Annotated in this window: 1 protein-coding gene; it reads right to left on the reverse strand. The window is 71.8% G+C overall.

The features are described from left to right. On the reverse strand, positions 1 to 245 hold a 245-nt coding region (locus tag ACLJNW_RS27705; RefSeq protein ID WP_410961785.1), incomplete at both ends, for a penicillin-binding transpeptidase domain-containing protein.

The following is a 245-nucleotide window of genomic DNA, read 5'->3' on the forward strand; positions in this document are numbered from 1 at the left end:
GGTAGGCCGAGGTGGCGCCGACCTTGCGCGCCGTGCCGCGGGCGCCATGCACCACCTGCTGCATGCCGTAGTCGACGCGGTCCCAGTTGGCCGGGTCGCGCAGCACGATGTCGGGCATCGGGTCGGGGTCGACCGGCGGCTGGCCGTCGATGGTCTTGGCCAGGTGCGGGCGGATCCAGTGGCCCTTGTTGGCCAGCAGCGCGGTCATCTGCGCCAGTTGGATCGGCGTCGCCTGCATGTAGCCC

Source organism: Salmonella sp. SAL4457, assembly GCF_046548235.1.
GTDB classification, from domain to species: domain Bacteria; phylum Pseudomonadota; class Gammaproteobacteria; order Enterobacterales; family Enterobacteriaceae; genus Salmonella; species Salmonella enterica.